Annotated in this window: 12 protein-coding genes; 3 read left to right on the top strand and 9 right to left on the bottom strand. The window is 63.4% G+C overall.

Translation table 11 applies throughout. From position 1 onward, the window contains the following. The first annotated feature begins 63 nt into the window (after positions 1-63). Positions 64-1,692 (top strand): tetratricopeptide repeat-containing response regulator, encoded by a 1,629-nt coding sequence (locus DEH80_RS01915; RefSeq protein ID WP_165831241.1) that lies wholly within the window; start codon positions 64-66, stop codon positions 1,690-1,692. A 4-nt stretch (positions 1,693-1,696) separates the two neighbouring features. Continuing rightward, positions 1,697-2,392, top strand: coding sequence for a sensor histidine kinase (locus tag DEH80_RS01920; RefSeq protein ID WP_109718791.1), 696 nt, complete (start codon positions 1,697-1,699; stop codon positions 2,390-2,392). Positions 2,393-2,591: 199 nt separating this feature from the next. On the opposite strand, the gene DEH80_RS01925 is transcribed toward DEH80_RS01920, so the two are convergent. Next, positions 2,592-5,684, bottom strand: coding sequence for a PKD domain-containing protein (locus DEH80_RS01925; protein ID WP_165831242.1), 3,093 nt, complete (start codon positions 5,682-5,684; stop codon positions 2,592-2,594). Between the two features lie 123 nt (positions 5,685-5,807). Here DEH80_RS01925 and DEH80_RS01930 point away from each other — a divergent pair, with 123 nt between their 5' ends. Then, entirely contained in the window at positions 5,808-6,344 is a 537-nt protein-coding gene (locus DEH80_RS01930; RefSeq protein WP_109718793.1) for a hypothetical protein, read from the top strand. A gap of 18 nt (positions 6,345-6,362) precedes the next feature. Here DEH80_RS01930 and DEH80_RS01935 read toward each other — a convergent pair whose 3' ends face one another. From DEH80_RS01935 to DEH80_RS01970, 8 genes are all read right to left on the bottom strand, one after another. Beyond that, a complete protein-coding gene (locus tag DEH80_RS01935) occupies positions 6,363-7,226 on the bottom strand; it encodes an energy transducer TonB (protein ID WP_109718794.1) in 864 nt (287 codons plus the stop codon). 27 nt (positions 7,227-7,253) lie between these two features. Next, on the bottom strand, positions 7,254-8,201 hold the full coding sequence (locus tag DEH80_RS01940; protein WP_165831243.1) for a response regulator: 948 nt from the start codon (positions 8,199-8,201) through the stop codon (positions 7,254-7,256). 2 nt (positions 8,202-8,203) lie between these two features. Then, positions 8,204-9,910, bottom strand: a complete 1,707-nt coding sequence (locus tag DEH80_RS01945; RefSeq protein WP_109718796.1) for a sensor histidine kinase — start codon at positions 9,908-9,910, stop codon at positions 8,204-8,206. A 210-nt stretch (positions 9,911-10,120) separates the two neighbouring features. Then, the gene (locus DEH80_RS01950) at positions 10,121-11,425 is read right to left on the bottom strand and encodes a GGDEF domain-containing protein (RefSeq protein ID WP_133249084.1); all 1,305 of its coding nucleotides are present in this window, start codon (positions 11,423-11,425) and stop codon (positions 10,121-10,123) included. Between the two features lie 111 nt (positions 11,426-11,536). After that, entirely contained in the window at positions 11,537-13,171 is a 1,635-nt protein-coding gene (locus tag DEH80_RS01955; protein ID WP_109718798.1) for a phytoene desaturase family protein, read from the bottom strand. Beyond that, positions 13,168-13,572, bottom strand: a complete 405-nt coding sequence (locus tag DEH80_RS01960; protein ID WP_109718799.1) for a response regulator — start codon at positions 13,570-13,572, stop codon at positions 13,168-13,170. Before DEH80_RS01960 ends, DEH80_RS01955 begins: the two co-directional genes overlap by 4 nt. After that, complete coding sequence (locus tag DEH80_RS01965) at positions 13,569-15,377, bottom strand: sensor histidine kinase (protein ID WP_109718800.1); 1,809 nt, start codon at positions 15,375-15,377, stop codon at positions 13,569-13,571. Before DEH80_RS01965 ends, DEH80_RS01960 begins: the two co-directional genes overlap by 4 nt. A 2-nt stretch (positions 15,378-15,379) precedes the next feature. Then, positions 15,380-16,636, bottom strand: a complete 1,257-nt coding sequence (locus DEH80_RS01970; protein ID WP_109718801.1) for an ABC transporter substrate-binding protein — start codon at positions 16,634-16,636, stop codon at positions 15,380-15,382. Between the last annotated feature and the right edge of the window lie 128 nt (positions 16,637-16,764).

Genomic DNA, 16,764 nt, shown 5'->3' on the forward strand with positions numbered 1-16,764 from the left:
TGGGCCCCCTGATCTGACCGCGTCCCGAGGCATGTGGAGACGTGCGGTGGCGGGAGCTTGCGGGTGAACAAGGCGCTTTGGACGCTGAAGGGCAAGTCGATTCTGGTGGTCGATGACTTTCCGGATATCCGGGCGCTGGTCCGGGAGATGCTCAAAAACTTCGGGGCGACGACGATCGATGTCGCGCGCAATGCCGAGCAATGTCTCGAGCTGCTCGCCGACAAGCGTTACGACGTTGTGCTTTGCGACTACAACCTGGGTGACGGCAAGGACGGGCAGCAGATCCTGGAAGAGGCGCGTGTCCGCGAGCTCGTCCCGTACTCGTCGATCTTCATCATGATCACGGCCGAGAACACCATGAATATGGTGATGGGGGCGGTGGAGTATGAGCCCGATGCCTATCTGTCCAAGCCGTTTACGCAGGTCGTGCTGGAATCACGGCTGCGCAAGCTGGAGCAGAAGAAAGCGGTCCTGCGCGAGATTTCGGCGGCGATGGATGCCCGAAATCTGGAGCGGGCGCTGGCGCTTTGTGAGCAGGCTCTGACGCAAGAGAAAAAGCATTTCTTCGACATCATGAAACTGCGTGGCGATTTACAGATGCGCCTGCACCGTTTTGATGCCGCCCTGGCGATTTTCGATGAGGTGATCGCGATCCGGCCGTTGTCATGGGCATTGCTGGGCCGTGGTAAGGCGCTTTATGAACTTGGCGAACACGCCGAGGCCGAGCAGTCTTTCCGTGAGGCCATCGCCGCCAATGCTCACTTTGTTGCCGCCTTCGACTGGCTGGCCCGTGCCGAGCAGGCCCAGGGTCGGATCGAAGCGGCGCAGCAAACGCTCAAGCAGGCGGTCGAGCTGTCACCCAAGAACACGGCGCGGCAGAAAACGCTGGCCGAGGCATCGCTTCAAACCAATGATCTGGCCACGGCTGAGGCGGCCTACAAGGCCGTGGTGGTCGATGGGCGTCACTCGATTCACCGCAAACCCAAGGACTTTGGTGCCTTGGCTGAGCTCAAAGTCCATCTCGACAAGCCGCAGGAGGCTGCAAAGTTGCTGGGCGCGGTGGGCCGGGAGTTCAAACACGCCAGTGGTGAAGACCAGCTGATCGCGGCAATGGTCGAAAGCAAGATCGCCGGCGCCTTGGGCCAGGATGATGTCAGCGCGGCCGCGCTGGATCGGGCGATGGCCCTGCACGCCAAACACCCCGGAGAACTGTGCAGCGAGGATGCCCTGGACCTCGCGGCATCCTGCTTCGCGGCCGGCCGCAAGGAGGATGCGGTTGGGCTGATGCAGGCCGCGGTACGCAGCCATCACGAGGATCCCGCATTTCTGGAGCAGGCGCGTGCCGTGTTCGATCAGGCCGGTTTGGCCGACGAGGGCGAGCAGCTCATCGACACCGAGCATAAGGCCATGATTCGCCTGAACAACGAGGGGGTCGCGCTGGCCCGTGACGGCAAGCTCCGCGACTCCGTGGTGTTGTTCCTGAAAGCCGCACAGTCCATGCCGGAGAACACGACCATCAACCTCAATGCCGCGCAGTCGTTGCTGATGCTCATGAGTCAACAGGGGGCGGATCGACGCTCCCTCGAACAGGTGCGGATCTACCTCACACGGGCCCGCGGCCGAGCAGCCAACCAGGACCGCTTCGACAAGATCTACAACCAGTACCGTCAACTTGCCACCGGCACCGAGTAAGCCCATGACTGCAGTCAATCCGACCTTCGATTTCGCGACCGCCCTGGCGAATTCGGTCCACGATATGAAGAACTCCTTGGGCATGGTGCTGGGCATGCTCGATGAGATGGCGACACGCCTCGATCCGGCACTGGCCAGCCAGTTGGAGAATCTGCCGGCCATGCAGTACGAAGGCCAACGGGTCAACAATCAGCTGGTGCAGCTGTTGGCAATCTACCGAATTGGTGAGCAGAACTATGCGGCGCAGATCAGCGAGGTCGAAGTCTCCGACTTTCTGGATGATTGCGCCGTGCGCAGCGAACTGTTGCTGGCGTCCAGAGGCATTGCCATCGAGGTCGATTGCGACCCCTGTCTGATCGGCTTTTTTGATCCGGAACTGGTCTTTGGGGTGATCAACAACGTGATCAACAACGCGTATCGCTATGCGCAATCCAAGATCCGGCTGTCCGCCGAGATGACGGAGTCGCAGTGTCTCCGCATTAGCGTGGATGACGATGGGCGTGGCTATCCCGAAGCCATGTTATGCGGCGCCGGCACTCAGCAGCCGGCATTGAATTTCAGCGCCGGCAGCTCTGGCCTGGGCCTGTATTTCTCGCACCTCGTTGCCAGCATGCATCGCAGTGGCCCGCGTCAGGGCCTGATCGAGTGCAGCAACCAGGGCATCGAGGGCGGGGGACGATTCAGCATCGTGTTGCCGTAGTCCCGCCGCGGGAGATGGATGAAGCGCCATCTCCAAAAACCTGACGCCGGCCAGCCGCGCGCTGTCGCGCCGATTCCTGCCGAGCCTGGCGTGGCTGGCTGACCCGGCAGTCATCTGGTGCAGCACCAACAAAAAAGCCCCCGACCCGGGTCGGGGGCTTTGCTTGGTCTGCAAGGCCGGAAGGCCTTGCAGTCATGGTCTAGCGCCGGTTCATACGACGGCGACGCAGCCCCAGCAGGGTCGTGAGAACCAGCAGGACAGGGGCGCCCAGTGCGCCACCGCCGACGACTTCACCGCTGGCACCGTCACCACCGGTACCACCGGTACCACCGCCGCCACCCTGGCCAGGCTCACGGGCCACGACCGTGTGTTCGGCGAGGTTGGTGCTCTCGGCACCGGTCGTATCGGTGACGCTGGCTTGAGCCCGGTAGGTGCCGGCCTGGTTGTAGACATGCGTGATGGTCACGCTGTCCTGGCCGCCGAAGGGCTCGTCCTCGATGAAGGAGCCGTCACCGAAGTCGATGGAGAAGCTGGTCAGCGATTCTCCATCCGGCGCGGTGCCCGAGACCGTGTAGTCCACGCTCAGCGGCGCTTCGCCGTCGGCCACGCTGCCCGTGAGGGTGGCCAGCAGATTGCCGGTCACGTCTCCACAAATCGCATCGGTGCGAATCACGTAGTCCGCGGGGCCGGCCGTGTCGCGGCTGGGTGCCGAGGCGGCGCCCACACGCGAGCGCAGGTCGAACCCGGCGATGATGTCGCCTGCCTGCAGTTCACCGAACAGCGACTTCGGAATCACGAAGACCACGGTGCCATCGGCGCCGTAGGTGCTGCGTTCGTCCAGTTCGCCTTCAGCGGTGAATGCCAGCAGCCCCTGGGGCAGCTCCTCGAAGCTGCCGTACTCGAAGGTCGCAATGCCGTCGCCCACGTTCAGCGCGAAGTAGAAGTTGTCACGCAGCGGGAACAGGGCCGGGTAGAACGACGTGGCCGGCGGTTCGGTGGCCGTAAAGCCAGCCAGCTTCAGCGTGACGACCAGATTCCCTGCGAACTCAGCGGGCTCGGCCACGGACATGGAGATGATGTCGTGGTCGGGTGACGGGGAGTCACCTTCGGAGTCCAGGATGATCGTGTCACCCGGAAGCGAGCACGTATCGACAATCACCTCGTCCTCGATGGGCAGCGTCACGACATTGCTGTCCAGGGCATCGCCGGCCGCGTTCTGGGCGACGATCTTGTACGAGTACTCGGCCACGGCCGTACTGGCGGTGTCGTCGACAAACTGCGTGCGGGTGCCAGCATCGCCAACCAGGGTGTAGGGGCCTGCTGGGCTTTCAGCGCGGTACACCTGATAGTTGGTGATTTCAGTGCCGCCATTGTCCGGTGCACGCCAGACCACCTTGGTCTGGGTGACGGTGCGCTGGCTGGCCTCTTGCAGAGCACAGGCAGCAGCCGGCGGGATGGGCGTGCTGTGGTTGAACTGCTGGCCGGCCAGGTTATCGAACTCGGCGTACAGCGTACGACCACCGGACTGACGGGCAATCGTGCCCTTGGCGGCAAAGCTGTTCTGGCTCGGGTCGGCCACACAGCCACCGATGCAACCATCGGCATAGGCGAACAGCGTGCGGCCCAGGTTGTCAATTTCCAGGTCGTTGAAATCCAGCAGGTTGCGGTTTGTGCCGCTGGGGCCCACGCCGCCGAAGCCCTGGACCGGATCATCCGGGCTCAGGTTGACCAGCTGCCAGCTTTCACCGCCATCGTAGGTGGTCGCGATATAGGGGTACCAGACGCCCTCGAAGGCCAGGTCTTCGTTCGGACCGACCGTCGTCGTTCCGAGGAATGCGCAGGCTGCACGATCCGGGTCGCCTGCAATTGCAGCCGGGAAGCGTGTGGCGACCAAGCCGGCTGCGGCGCCGACATCCTGATCGTGTTCCCAGGTCACGCCCTTGTCACGCGAAACCGCGACACGTGCGGTGCCGTCTGCGTTCTCGTAGCACATGTAGGCCGTGCCATCGGAGGCCAGTGCGATCGACGGGTCTGAACCCGCGCCACCCTCACTCTCCGGCAATACACGCACATCGTAGGTGGTACCCGCATCTTCGCTGACGAAGGCCACCACCTTTTCGGAACTGCCGTCCAGACCCAGACCGGCGACACACTGCGAGCTGTCAGGGACGTAAAGCGTGCCGTCCGGGGCGACCTTGGGATGCCCGTGCAGGGCGCCTGCGCCGCAATCCAGATTCTTGAAGGGGGTGCCAGGCCCGAAGGTCTGACCGCCGTCGTCACTGCGGGCGCAAAAGGCTGCAGCCACGGATTGCGAGCAGTAGTAAACAGCGTTCGGGAACAGCAGGCCGTCGGTGGGGAAGCCCTCCGGGTAGGGACCGCTCACCACGCCCTGGTGGTCTGCACCACCATTGGGCAGACCGATCTGGCCCGGGATCCAGGTGTCGCCGTCGTCGTCACTGTATTCGAACAGGCTGTTGGCGCCGGCCAGCTGCGAGTTAAAGGTTCGCCCGGTGGCCTTGTCGGTGTACATGATTGGGTCCAGCGAGTTCAGCGTGGTCACCAGACCGGACTTGTTTTCCCATTGGGCGTCACAGGCCTGTGGCAGCGGCTCGTCCAGATTCTCCGGGAAGGTCACGCGCAAGGCATTGGTGTACGAGATGAACATCGCCCGTTCGGTGAAGGGGTTGAAGCCGATGGTGGGCTCACCCGCGTCGTTACCCTCATTGGGCGGCGATACGTAAATTGAGTAGCGCGGTGCGGTGGGGTCGAAGGGCAGGCGGCCATCGTTGCCGGTGCCGCCGTCGCCGCCACCGCCGGAGGATTCAAAGAACTCCAGCGTGATCGTGGTCTCGGCCGTTGTGCCGGTCACCAGCCAGGGATTGACGCGCACCGTGAAGGTGGTCGTCCCAGGATCAACAACATGGAACATCTCCTCCGGAGGCGTGCCGCCCTGGGTAGAGCTGTTGACCTGCTCACCGTCGGCGTTCAGCAGGTAGATGTCATAGTCCTCGGTGGCATCCGCGGTGGTGATCACGCGAATAGCGGCTCCCATGGCCTCCGGCAGCGGTGCGGGGGCTTCAACCGTCAGGGCGAAATCATCGCAGGGCAGGGCGGGATTCTGACAAACGCCGGTATCCGGATACCCCGGATTGGAAATGGCGTTGGGTCCGGACGTGAAGCTAATGGTCGGTGATGCCTGGCTGACAGTCCCTGATTCGGGATCTGCCGCCGTCGCGGTGGCCGCAAACACGGCGCCTGCGGCCAGTGCGGCAGAAAGTATGAGTCGATGCACGATGAATTCCCCAGTGTGATGCTGTGTATTGCAAGCGGTCTCCTGCCGTGGAGTCCGCTGGAGGTGAGTTTTTCCCACTCCAAGCATTTAGTATGCCCACTTTCGTTGTCATTCGGCGGTCACATGACGGTTTTTTCCGTATTTCGCGTTGTTCTTCTGACGATCGGCTCCTTCCTGCTCGTCGCCGGTTGTTCGCAGCCCTCCGAGCCGGCCAAGCCGGCGACATCGGGGCGTGACGTTATCTCCATCGAGCGGCTGCGCATGCCGCCGCCAGAAGCGTTTGAGGTGGAGAAGATCGAGATCAAGTCCATCGTTCAGGCCAGCCAGGCGCCGACGTTGTTCAAGCAGGAAGGACTGGTGAGCTCCGCCTACTACAAGTACTGGCGGCCGGATGGCAGTGCCTACAAGGTGCGCTTGAACATTTACGAGTCGCGCCCTGATCTCCAGCACGGCTGGGACAAGCGGTTTCCGCCGGAGACACTGACCGGGACAACATCGCTGGGAGCGGATGTATCGGGCTTTATTCAGGGCGAGAAAATCGCAGCAACGCAGGTTGACACCGTTCTCGTGGAGGTCACGACCTCCAAGGGCGCTCCGCGCCTGGCGGAGTTCACCCGACAGTACACCGCCTACGTGCAGGACATCTGGCAGCGTGATTAGTCGGGTGGTGGCGATGCGTTACCGCAGATTCCACGCAAAACGATAAATCCCGGTGGTGGCCGTCGGCACCCCGTCGGTCGTTGCCGGCTTGAAACGGCAGCGGCTCAGTGCGGACAGCGTCTCTTCGTCCAGGCGGCGGTGCCCGCTGGACTCCCGGATGCTGCCGGCGGTGACCAGGCCCTCGGCATTGATCTGCAAACTCACCACCGTGACGCCTTCTTCTTCGGCGCGTAGGGATGCCCGTGGGTACTGCGGACGATCGCAGGTTTCCCAGCGAACCGCAGGCTTGGTGATCACCGGTTCGCGGGCCGGTGACAGGGCGACTCTGACCGGCTGAGCCGGTGCGGACGGTGTCGCAGGCCTGTTTTCCGGGGCTTCGACGGGCTTGCTGGCGGGTACGGCGGCCTGGGCTGCGGCGGCCGATGCGGCCTGCGATTGCTCCTGCTCGATGCGGCGGCGGCGAGCCTGTTCGGATTCCAGGCGCTGCCGTAACGCGGCGGCCTCCTGACGCTGGGCTTCGAGCGCGGCGATCTGGGCCGCGCGTTCCTCGGCAGCCACACGTTCACGCTCGGCCAGCTCGGCCTCGATACGGCCGCGTGCCTCCACCGCTGTCAGGCTGTCGCGCAGTTCGGCCCGCAGGGCGGCGAGGGCGGCTTCTTCTTCGGCCTGCATGCGGGTCACGGCGGCCGTTTCGGCGTCGTCGCTGGCCAGGCTGAGTTCGGTGACCACACCCTGCGGTTCTTCACCTTGGCCAAGCCAGACCACGGCTCCCACGGCCAGGCAGACGACCAACAGGGCCAGGGCAATCACGTACTCCGCAGACTGGCCAATGGCCTGGCGCAGCGTGCCCGCGCTTGCGGACGTTTGGGTTGGTTTAGACATCGGTGCTCCCCAGGGTGCGAGCCGCCACTAGGCGTATAGAAACTCGCGGATCTTGCTGAATAGGCTTCGGTTCTGGCGCTCGGGTGGGATGACGGCGAGTTCTTCGGTCATCTGCTGGGCGCGTTCTGGCTGGCGTTGCAGCGAATGGTGTCGGCGGTCGGCAAGATTGACCGCCCCACGCAGCACGCTGACATTGATCGGCTTTCGCAGCACGCGGTAAATCTGGCCGTAGTTGATCAGGTCGATAATGTGCTGTGCGTCGGGTTGGCCGGTCAGCACGATGTAGACCAGTTCCGGGCGCAGTTGGTGCAGGCCATTGACCAGGGTGGTGACGGGCTCACCGCCAATGCTGGACTCGGTGATGACGGTTCCGATGCGGTGCTGCTTGATCTGGTCCAGCGCCTCGTAGAACGAGCCGGCGACATGGACGGGCCGGTCGGCGCTCAGCACATGGCGTAGGGCTTCGCGTTCGGAGGCGTCTGCATCCAGCACCAGGACGCCGGTGCGTTCCTGTGGCTCGGCGGTGGCGGCGGCCGGAACGGTCTCCACGGCTGCATCGCCGGCCTGGGCGCTGGCGTCATTAGCCGCCTGGGCTCGCGTGGCCACCCGCACGGCCGCGGCGACGGTGTCGCGCAGTTCGTTCCGACGCCAGGGTTTGGAGACGAAGCGGAAAATCTCGCCATCATTGACCGAACCGATGATGGCCTCCAGGTCCGAGTAGCCGGTCAGCAGGATGCGGGTGGTGTCCGGCCGCAGTTCGGCCGCCGAACGCAGTACATCCACGCCGGTCATCTCCGGCATGCGTTGGTCGCTGATCAACACGTCGGCGGGCCAGTCGCGCAGGATGTCGAGTGCCTCGGCACCGGAATTCGCGGTGCGGACCTCGTAGTCGGTCCTGAAGATGGATTTCAGCGACACCAGAATCCGGGCCTCGTCGTCGACGAACAGCAGGCGGGGGCGGGCAGTGGCATCCATCGTCATGCTCCTGCCGGAACGGCCGCGCCCAGCGCGTCGTTGCCTGTGGTGTCGGCAACGGGTTCGATGGCGCTGGTGGGCGTGGTGTGTCGGACCGGAAGCAACAGGGTGAAACAGGTGCCCCGGCCGGGTGTGGAATCGACCTCGATGCTGCCGCCGTGATCCTCGATGATGCGGAACACGATAGACAGCCCAAGTCCGGTCCCTTCGCCCACCGCCTTGGTCGTGAAGAACGGCTCGAAAATATGCGCCTGAGTCTCGGCATCCATCCCGCAGCCACTATCCTGAATCTGGACCTGAACCTGTTCGCCGACATGGCGGGTGCGCAAGGTGATGAGCCCATGTCCATCAATGGCTTGCGCACCGTTGTTGATGAGATTGAGGAAGACCTGATTGAGCTGGGAAGGGGCGCAGTGAATGGCGGGAATCTCGCCCAGGTCGCGTTCCACCTCGACACGGCCCTTGAGCTGGTTCTGGCAAATCTTCAATGCGGTCTCCAGGCCCTCGTTGAGATCAAAGACCTCCGTGGCGGAGCGGTCCATGCGACTGAAGTTCTTGAGGCTTTTGACCAACTCGTCGATCTGGTTCATCCCGTGCATGGAGTCTTCGAGCAGGACATCGGCCTCCACCATGCGCTCCTGGGCGTCTTCGCTGAGTCCCCCGGCGGCTTCGACGATGACCAGTGATTCCTTCACCGTCTCAACATTGCTCAGGGCATAGCCCAGCGGGGTGTTGATCTCATGGGCCACGCCGGCAACCATCTGACCGAGTGAAGAGAGCTTTTCAGATTGGATCAGGTGGGCCTGCTGCATACGGAGCTCCTGCAGGGTCCGGTTCAGCTCGTCGGTGCGCTGTTCCACGAGTTGTTCCAGATTGGCATTGATGCCGTCGAGCTCGTTGAAGCTGCTACGCAGCCGTAGACCGATGAGTGTGAACACCAGCAGCAGCGCGCTGGCAAAGGCGGCCAGGGCGAGGGTGTAGTGCTCGATTCGCGCATCCTGCCGGGCCACCGCTTCGCGCACCTGCGCGGTGAGCAGTCCGAGTTGCTCGGCGGTGGCGAGATCGCCCAGCGCATCGGCCTGGGGCTGTAGCGCATCCTTGGCGGCCCTTACTTCGCGCGCCGCGGCTTCGAAGGCGGGCAGCGCACCGTTCAGGCGAGCCATCAGCGAATAGATCCGGCCACCGTTGTTGGGGTTGGCCTGCAGGCCATAAATCGCCAGTTCATCGAGCAAAGCGATGATCTGGTCCCTAATCGCCAGGTCGGACTCGCTGGACATCAGGCCGCCCAGTGCGCGTTCGGCTTCGATGCGCAGTTGCTCAAAGGCACTGACAAAATCGATTTGCGCGGCCTTGAAGTCGATCAGGCCCTGGCGGCGTTGGGCTGCCAGGTCCAGATAGCGGCGCAGGGGGCGGGCGGTCAGTGGTTGATCCGCGAGGCCGGTTTCCGGGCTGGCCAGACGCTCGTCTGCGGTGACCCACAGCGCGGCTGTCCCGTCCAGCGCGGCAAATGTGGTGTCGCGGTGGACACGGGCACGCGCCACTTCCCGGGCGAACTGTTCGCTCAGCCTGGCCACATAGTTCAACTGGGCCAGTTGGTCGCTCGCCTGGCGGGCATCCAACGGACGCTCCTGGGACTTCAGGACCAGTACCGCCAGCAGCGCCAATGACCCACCCAGCGCAACAATCGCAATCCATTTGCGCAAGAACATGCACACTCCCCGCCGAGTCCGCTTCGGCGCTATTCAGATTTCCCCAGTGCCGATTTCATTGGACTGCTTCCCCGATGCGCCGCTGCTGCATGAGGCCGAGGGGCCAGGAGTACCCAGGCGCCGGCTTGCATGTCTACGGTGCACCGCCAGTCCGTCGGCGATGTTGGGAGCAAGCGGTAGCAGGTTCCGTGCCACGCGAGTGGCGCCGGGCTAGGGGTGGATGCGAGGGAGGGTGTCGCGATGCGGTTGAGAAAGCTGAACCCGGTCCCGGCCGGCGTTCTTGGCCGCGTAAAGCGCGCGATCAGCGCGATTGAGCAACTCGCTGGCGGTGTCGCCTGAAAACTCGGCCAGTCCGACACTCATGCTGAGTTTCAGCTGACGTGAGTATTCATTGAGTTTGATGCGCGCCACGGCCCTGCGCAGGCGCTCGCAAACCTCGCGGGCATCGCCCAACTCCGTTTCAACGAAGAGAAAGACGAACTCCTCGCCACCGAATCGGGCCACCATGTCCTCGCCGCGAAGCTCGCTTTGGAATGCCGCTGCAACCCGGCGCAGGGCTTCGTCGCCGGCAGCGTGGGAGTAGTTGTCGTTGATCGCCTTGAAATGGTCCAGATCGGCCAGCGCCAGGCAGAACCGACGGCCGTGCCGACGTGCGCGGTGAATCTCTTCTTCCAGGCGAATCTGTGCATGGCGTCGGTTGCGTAAGCCCGTCAGATCATCGGTCCGGGTCATCTCGTGCAATTGCTCGGTCTTGACGTGCAGGTCGCGGGTGCGTTCCTTGACCAGCCGCTCCAGGCGCATGCGCATACGGCCATGGGCGGACAGCTGCCAGATCGCCACACAGAACAGCCCGGTAAAGACCACGGATTCGGTGAGCGGCAGGTGCATCCAGACCACGGTGAACAGGGCGGCGACCAGATAGGACAGCAGCTCCAGGGTCAATGAAAACGGATCATGGGGATCGTTCGAGGACATCCCGTGCATCTTGAAGACCCACTTGAGCATCGATTCGTTGACGATGTGCGCGATCACGGCCATGGCCGCCAGCGCGACCAGCGCCTCCAGCGAAAAGTGGGTGAGCGGGACAGGACCGCCCAAGGCCAGATACACCAGCCCACCGGCCAGAACCGCCATGCCCATCATCGCGCCATTGGCGAAGCCCGCGGCCAGCGAGTGCGTCAGCGTCTCGCCACGACGCAGACGCTCGATGGGGTGAACCAGCGAGGCGAGCGCATTAATCCACGCGGCCTGAATCGGGCCGAGCATCAGGACGGCGGCAAACTGGGCCACGCGGTCAAACGAGACGAATCCGTGCCCCGGGTGCTGATACTGGCAGGAGATCGCAAACAGCGAGAATCCGAAGAAACTGATCAGCGCCCAAGGGTTAATGGGGCCGGGGTCGACCAGCCAGGTGGCCAGCAGCAGGACCAGGATCGACGCGCCAAACAGCGCCGCCATGATGCGCATGAACGCCTGTTCGGAACGCTGGCCTGGGTTGTCGGAGGCTGTTGGCAACTATCAAAACCGGTGGTTCTGCAGTCAGTCCGCCGGCATCGGACACGATTGTGCCAATCGCGGATGTCCGTGTTGCGGAGTGTATGGCCGCTGACTGCGGTTGTATCGAGTCTAACCGATGCTTCGGGCTTTTCGTCCCACGCGTCGTCGATCCTTCAGAATCTCCCGCGCTGCATTGTGGCCAGGCGCACCCGTGACACCGCCTCCGGGATGCGTGCCCGCACCACATTGGTAGAGGCCGGTGACGGGCGTTCGGTAATCGGCATAGCCAAGCGTTGGTCGGGCGGAGAACATCTGGTCCAGGCTGAGGGCACCATGAAAAATGTCGCCGCCCACCAGGCCAAAGCGCCGTTCGAGGTCCAGCGGGCTTAGCGCTTCGCGCGCGATGACCGAGGCTTTGAAATTCGGCGCATGCGTATTGACGGTCTCGATCATCAGGTCGGCAACCCGGTCACGTTGATCGTCCCAATGCATGCCATCGGGGAGCGTGGGCGCGACGTGCTGGCAAAACAGGCTGGCGACGTGCTGTCCGGGCGGCGCGAGCGAGTCATCCAGCGTGGATGGAATCAGCATTTCGACGATCGGCTGCCGTGCCCAGCCCTGGGTTCGTGCATCGAAATAAGCCTGTTCCATGTAACCCAGCGTCGGCGCAATGATGATGCCGGCGCCGTGGTGTTCGGCGGCCTGACGGCCCGGCAGGCACCGAAAATCCGGCAACTCCGACAGCGCGACGTTCATTCGGAACGTACCGGAACCACAGCGCCATTGACGCATGCGTCGGGAGAATTCTGCGGGCAGGGCTGCGGGGTCGACCAACGCTTCAAACAATAACCGCGGATTGAGATTCGAGACCACGCGTGGGCTGTGGACCTCGCGGCCGGCGTCGGTCTTGATGCCGCAAGCCTGCCCGCGGCGGATCAGCACCTCACGGACGGCGTCGCCGGTGATGATCTCCACGCCACGCTCGATGGCGCTGCGGGCCATGGCCTGGGTGATGGCGCCCATCCCGCCCAATGCATGGCCCCAGGCCCCCTTGCGCCCATTGACTTCGCCGAAGCAGTGATGGAGCAGGACGTAGGCCGAGCCTGCGGCGTAGGGACTGGCGTAGTGCCCGACAACACCGTCAAACCCCAGGACGGCCTTGATGGGGTCAGACTCGAACCAGTCGTCCAGATAGTCTCCGGCCGAACAGGCGAACAAGCGCAGCAGCTCCTGTCGACTGGCCTGCGGTAGCTGGCGAAATGGGCGGCCCAGTCTCAGTGCATGCCATAGCTCGGCCAGCTGGTCGCGCCAGCCGGACGCACGCAGATTGGGTGGGCGTTGCAACACCAGCGCGCGTAGCAGATCGGCCACGCGTTCGAGTTCCTGCTCATAGGCCGCGAGACGCTCGGCATCCTTTTGCGAATGCCGAGCAACCTCCGGCTGCGTGCGATGCCCGCCCACTTTCAGATAGCCACCGTCTGCCGTGGGCAGGAAATTGCCGAGCGGGCGCTCGACAATACGGAGTCCATGTCGGGCGAGTTCGAGATCGCGGATGATCTGGGGGTGGAGCAGCGAAACCGTGTAGGAGGCGACGGAATTGCGGAAACCGGGGTGGAAACTCTCGGTGACGGCAGCGCCGCCCACCACGTCCCTGCGTTCGATGACGACGGTTTTGAGCCCGGCGGCGGCCAGGTAATTTGCACAGACCAAGCCGTTGTGTCCGCCACCAATGATGACGGCATCGGCGTGCAAGATGGGCTTCAAGCGTTTGGCCGGCCCGTTTCGATGGCGCTCCGGATCGCCCGGAGCAAGTCGTCGTAGGCCAGGAACTCAGAGGGTTTGACGAAATACGCGTCGGCGCCAAGTGCCCGTGCCCGCGCCTGGTCTGCTTCCAGCGCAGAGCTCGACAGGACCAGCCGCATCATCGCAGGGCAGACTTGGTCTGCACGAATGCGTTCAAGCACCTCGAAGCCACCGATTTTCGGGAGATTGAGGTCGAGGACCATGGCGTCGTAGCAGGCATTCTGCTGCGACGCCTGTTGCAGTTTGGTCAATGCGGATTCGCCGTCCTGCGCCACGTCCACGTCTACCGACCAGCCACTGCTACGCAGCATCTCGGTGAACAGGACGACGTCCCCTGGATTGTCTTCCACCAGCAAGATCATGCGTTGATTGTGGAGCTTGCCAGCGTGAAATGCATCTCTGTCCCCCCATCGGCTGCGGATTCCACCCAGATTCGACCGCCGTGCGACTTCACGACGCGGGCGCAGATGGACAAGCCGATGCCTGAACCGGGGAACTCGCCGCGATGCTCCAACCGAACAAAAGGCGAGAAAATGCGATCTTGTTGATCCGCAGGGATGCCGATGCCGTTGTCGCTGACGACGAAGTGCCAGTCATCGCCTTGTTCGAAGGCGCGCACGGCCACATGCGGGGCCTTTCGGCAGAACTTGGCGGCATTGCTGCAAAGATTCTGGAATAGCTGGACGATTTGGGAGGGGCGCACGGTTAGCGTGGGGAGCGGCTCCACCGCTAGCTGACCACCGCGACTTTCCACAGTGGCGCGAATGCCCTCGAAGGTCGGTTCCAGCAGGGCAGAAAGATCCACTGTTTCCAGCAGGGCATCGTCCCGCCCCGCCCGTGAGTAGTCGAGCACATCACGGATTAGCGTCTGGGCGCGTTCTGCACCTTCGTTGAGGTGGCGCAGATAGTCTCGCGCCTTGTCATCGAACAGGTCTTCGCGCTCACCATGCATGGCGAGCAGCGTGGAGAACGAGCGCACCATGCGGACGGGCTCCTGCAAGTCATGCGAGCAGACGTAGGCAAAGCGTTCGAGCTCGGCGTTGGAATCGGCCAGCCGGCCGGTTTGTAGCTCCAGTTCCCGCGCCTGGGCACTGAATTCGCCGGCCGCCCGCGCCATGTCGCCGACCTCGTCTTGGCGGCCGGTGTAGGGAATCTCGCGCTGATAATCGCCATTGGCCATGGCGCTAAGCGTGCTGGCGATATGGGCAATCGCGGCGGCCACGCGCATGGCCATGGCCATCGAGACGGCGATGGCGATCACGGTGGCGATCAGCGTGACGATGGTCAGGGCAAAGTTCGAGCGCTGTCGCTCTGCGGACTCCACCTGTAGCGCATGGGTTAGGGATGCGCGCTCGTCCGCGCGGAGCTGCGCGGTGATGGACTGCATTTCGGCTGCCTTGCCTGCAAGCACGGCATGGACCAGGTGCAACAGGATGCGATTGTACTGGGTGACTTCGGTCACGGCCGTCGACAGCGCGGCGGCCTGTTGTTGCGCCCAGTCGCGCCCATCGATGGTCCTTGGGAGCGCGGCGACGAGTCCGGCGACGCGCTGCACTGCCGTGCGGATCTCTTCCACCGACCCCGGTCGTGACGTCAGCAGCAGATCGAAGATGCCCACGCGCACTGCGATCAGGGCGTCGGACAGGGCCGCCGCCTGATTGGGCGATAACTGGTCCTGTCGATCCTGCACCCACTGGTCCAGGGCCGGGAGCAGCTCTTGCGTGGCCGCCGTGCGCGCCCGGGACAGGTCCGTGCGTTTCTGGACGACATCGTCGAACCCAAGCTTGTAGTCGGCGTAATGGGTTTGCAGCCGTTCCAGGGCGGGCGAGGCTTGTTCGCTGTGTGCCTGCTGCACGTAGTGCGCCATCCGCTCATCCAGGCCGCGGGTCAGGGCCTCGGTTCGTTGCAGAACGCCATAAAACCCCTCGCCGGCAAACGCGAGGACGGCACGTTGCAACTCCAGCAGGTCGCGATCGATCTCGTGGGCCAGCAGGGCGCGATCGATGCCCCGTGTTAACGAGACAAAGTTGTCTTCCACATCGCGGTTATAGGAGGCGGTCAGGGCGATGAGCACGACCATGGCGACCACATGCGGAATCAACCCAAGGGCCAGTTGCCAACGGATGGACTGGCGGCGCTTGCCGCCGGATCGTTCAGGCGAGGTCATGATCAGCTCAGCAGGAATTCATGCCAGCGTGGCAGGCTGTATTCGTACGATGGCATGACGGTGTTCCAGACCGCCACGTTCGAAAAGCGTCGCTCGTAGGAGCCGCCCCGTCGGACGGAGCCCGGTGGCAGAAAGGGTTGTCCTGCAGTATCGGTCAGCGCCTCTTCCGCCGGCTTGCCGAGATACCAGTAGTCCCATTCGGCCTCGGTGAGAAACTCACGGGAGCGCTCCGGGTTGGAGATGTAATAGCCCTGCTTGGCAATAAACGCTCCCGCCCAACCGGACAGCCACCAGTTCATAAAGGCATAGGCGGCCTCTTGCTGCGCGTCCTGACAGGCCGACGACATGCACATCACCCCATGCCAGGCTCGATAGCCCTCCTTGGGCGCGGCGTAGAGCACAGGGACACGCTGGCTGTGCAGCGCGGCAATGCCGGGGGAGAACATGCTGGCGATGTGGCAGCGACCCGATTGCATGTAATCAACCGATTCGGGAACCGAATTCCACATGCCGGAGAAGTGACCGCGTTGCTTGAACTCGATGAGCACCTCGAACAGTCGGTCCACCTCGGCGGCCGTCATGTTGCCAATGTCGGCAAACTCGACATAGCCGGCCGATTGCGCGGCCAATGCGGCATCGAAGATCCCGATGGTCGGTTCATTGACCAGGCCCACGCCGCCGGCGTTGGCCTCATCCAGCAGCCAGGCCCAGGACTCCGTCTCGTAGGGTTCACCGGCGGGAATGACATCGGTGCGATAACCAAACGAGTCGACGTTGTGCACGTAGGGTAGGAAGCTCGCGCGGCTGGATGGCGTGGGGCCAAGGCTGTCGTCCGCTTGGACATGCAGAATTCGGTAGGGCGCATCGCCGTACCCGATGCTCGCATCTGGAGTCAGCCGGCCGGTCTTGGACAAATCATTGATTTCGTTCCAGCGTTCGATGCGCTGGGTTTCGATCGCCTGGATCGCGCCCGTGCTCCATAGCACCTTGATGCTGTTGGACCACTGTTCATAAATATCGAAGGACTCGGGCCGGGTGGCGGCACGCTGCAGCACCTGGGCACTCCCGCCGGGGGTGAACTCGATTCGGAAACCGAGATCCGCTTCGGCCTGTCTGCGCAAGGCTTCGTGCAGCGTGACGTGCGTGCCGAGCACGCGCAAGGTGACGTCGCGCGAGCGAATGACGGTGGGCGCCTGACCCGTCGCGAGGCAGAGGGCCAGTCCCGACAAACCCTTGAGGGTGTCTCTGCGTGTCGTCATGGTTCTGCGGTCATCAGCCTGATTATGGGGTGCCCGAGTGATCTGAGTGTTTAGCGGCTGTCCGACCAAATTACTGAGGAAACACCCCGAAGGGTCATGGCATGCTGCGGACTGAACCGATTCGATCT

The sequence above is a fragment of the Abyssibacter profundi genome, from assembly GCF_003151135.1.
GTDB classification, from domain to species: Bacteria; Pseudomonadota; Gammaproteobacteria; order Nevskiales; family OUC007; genus Abyssibacter; species Abyssibacter profundi.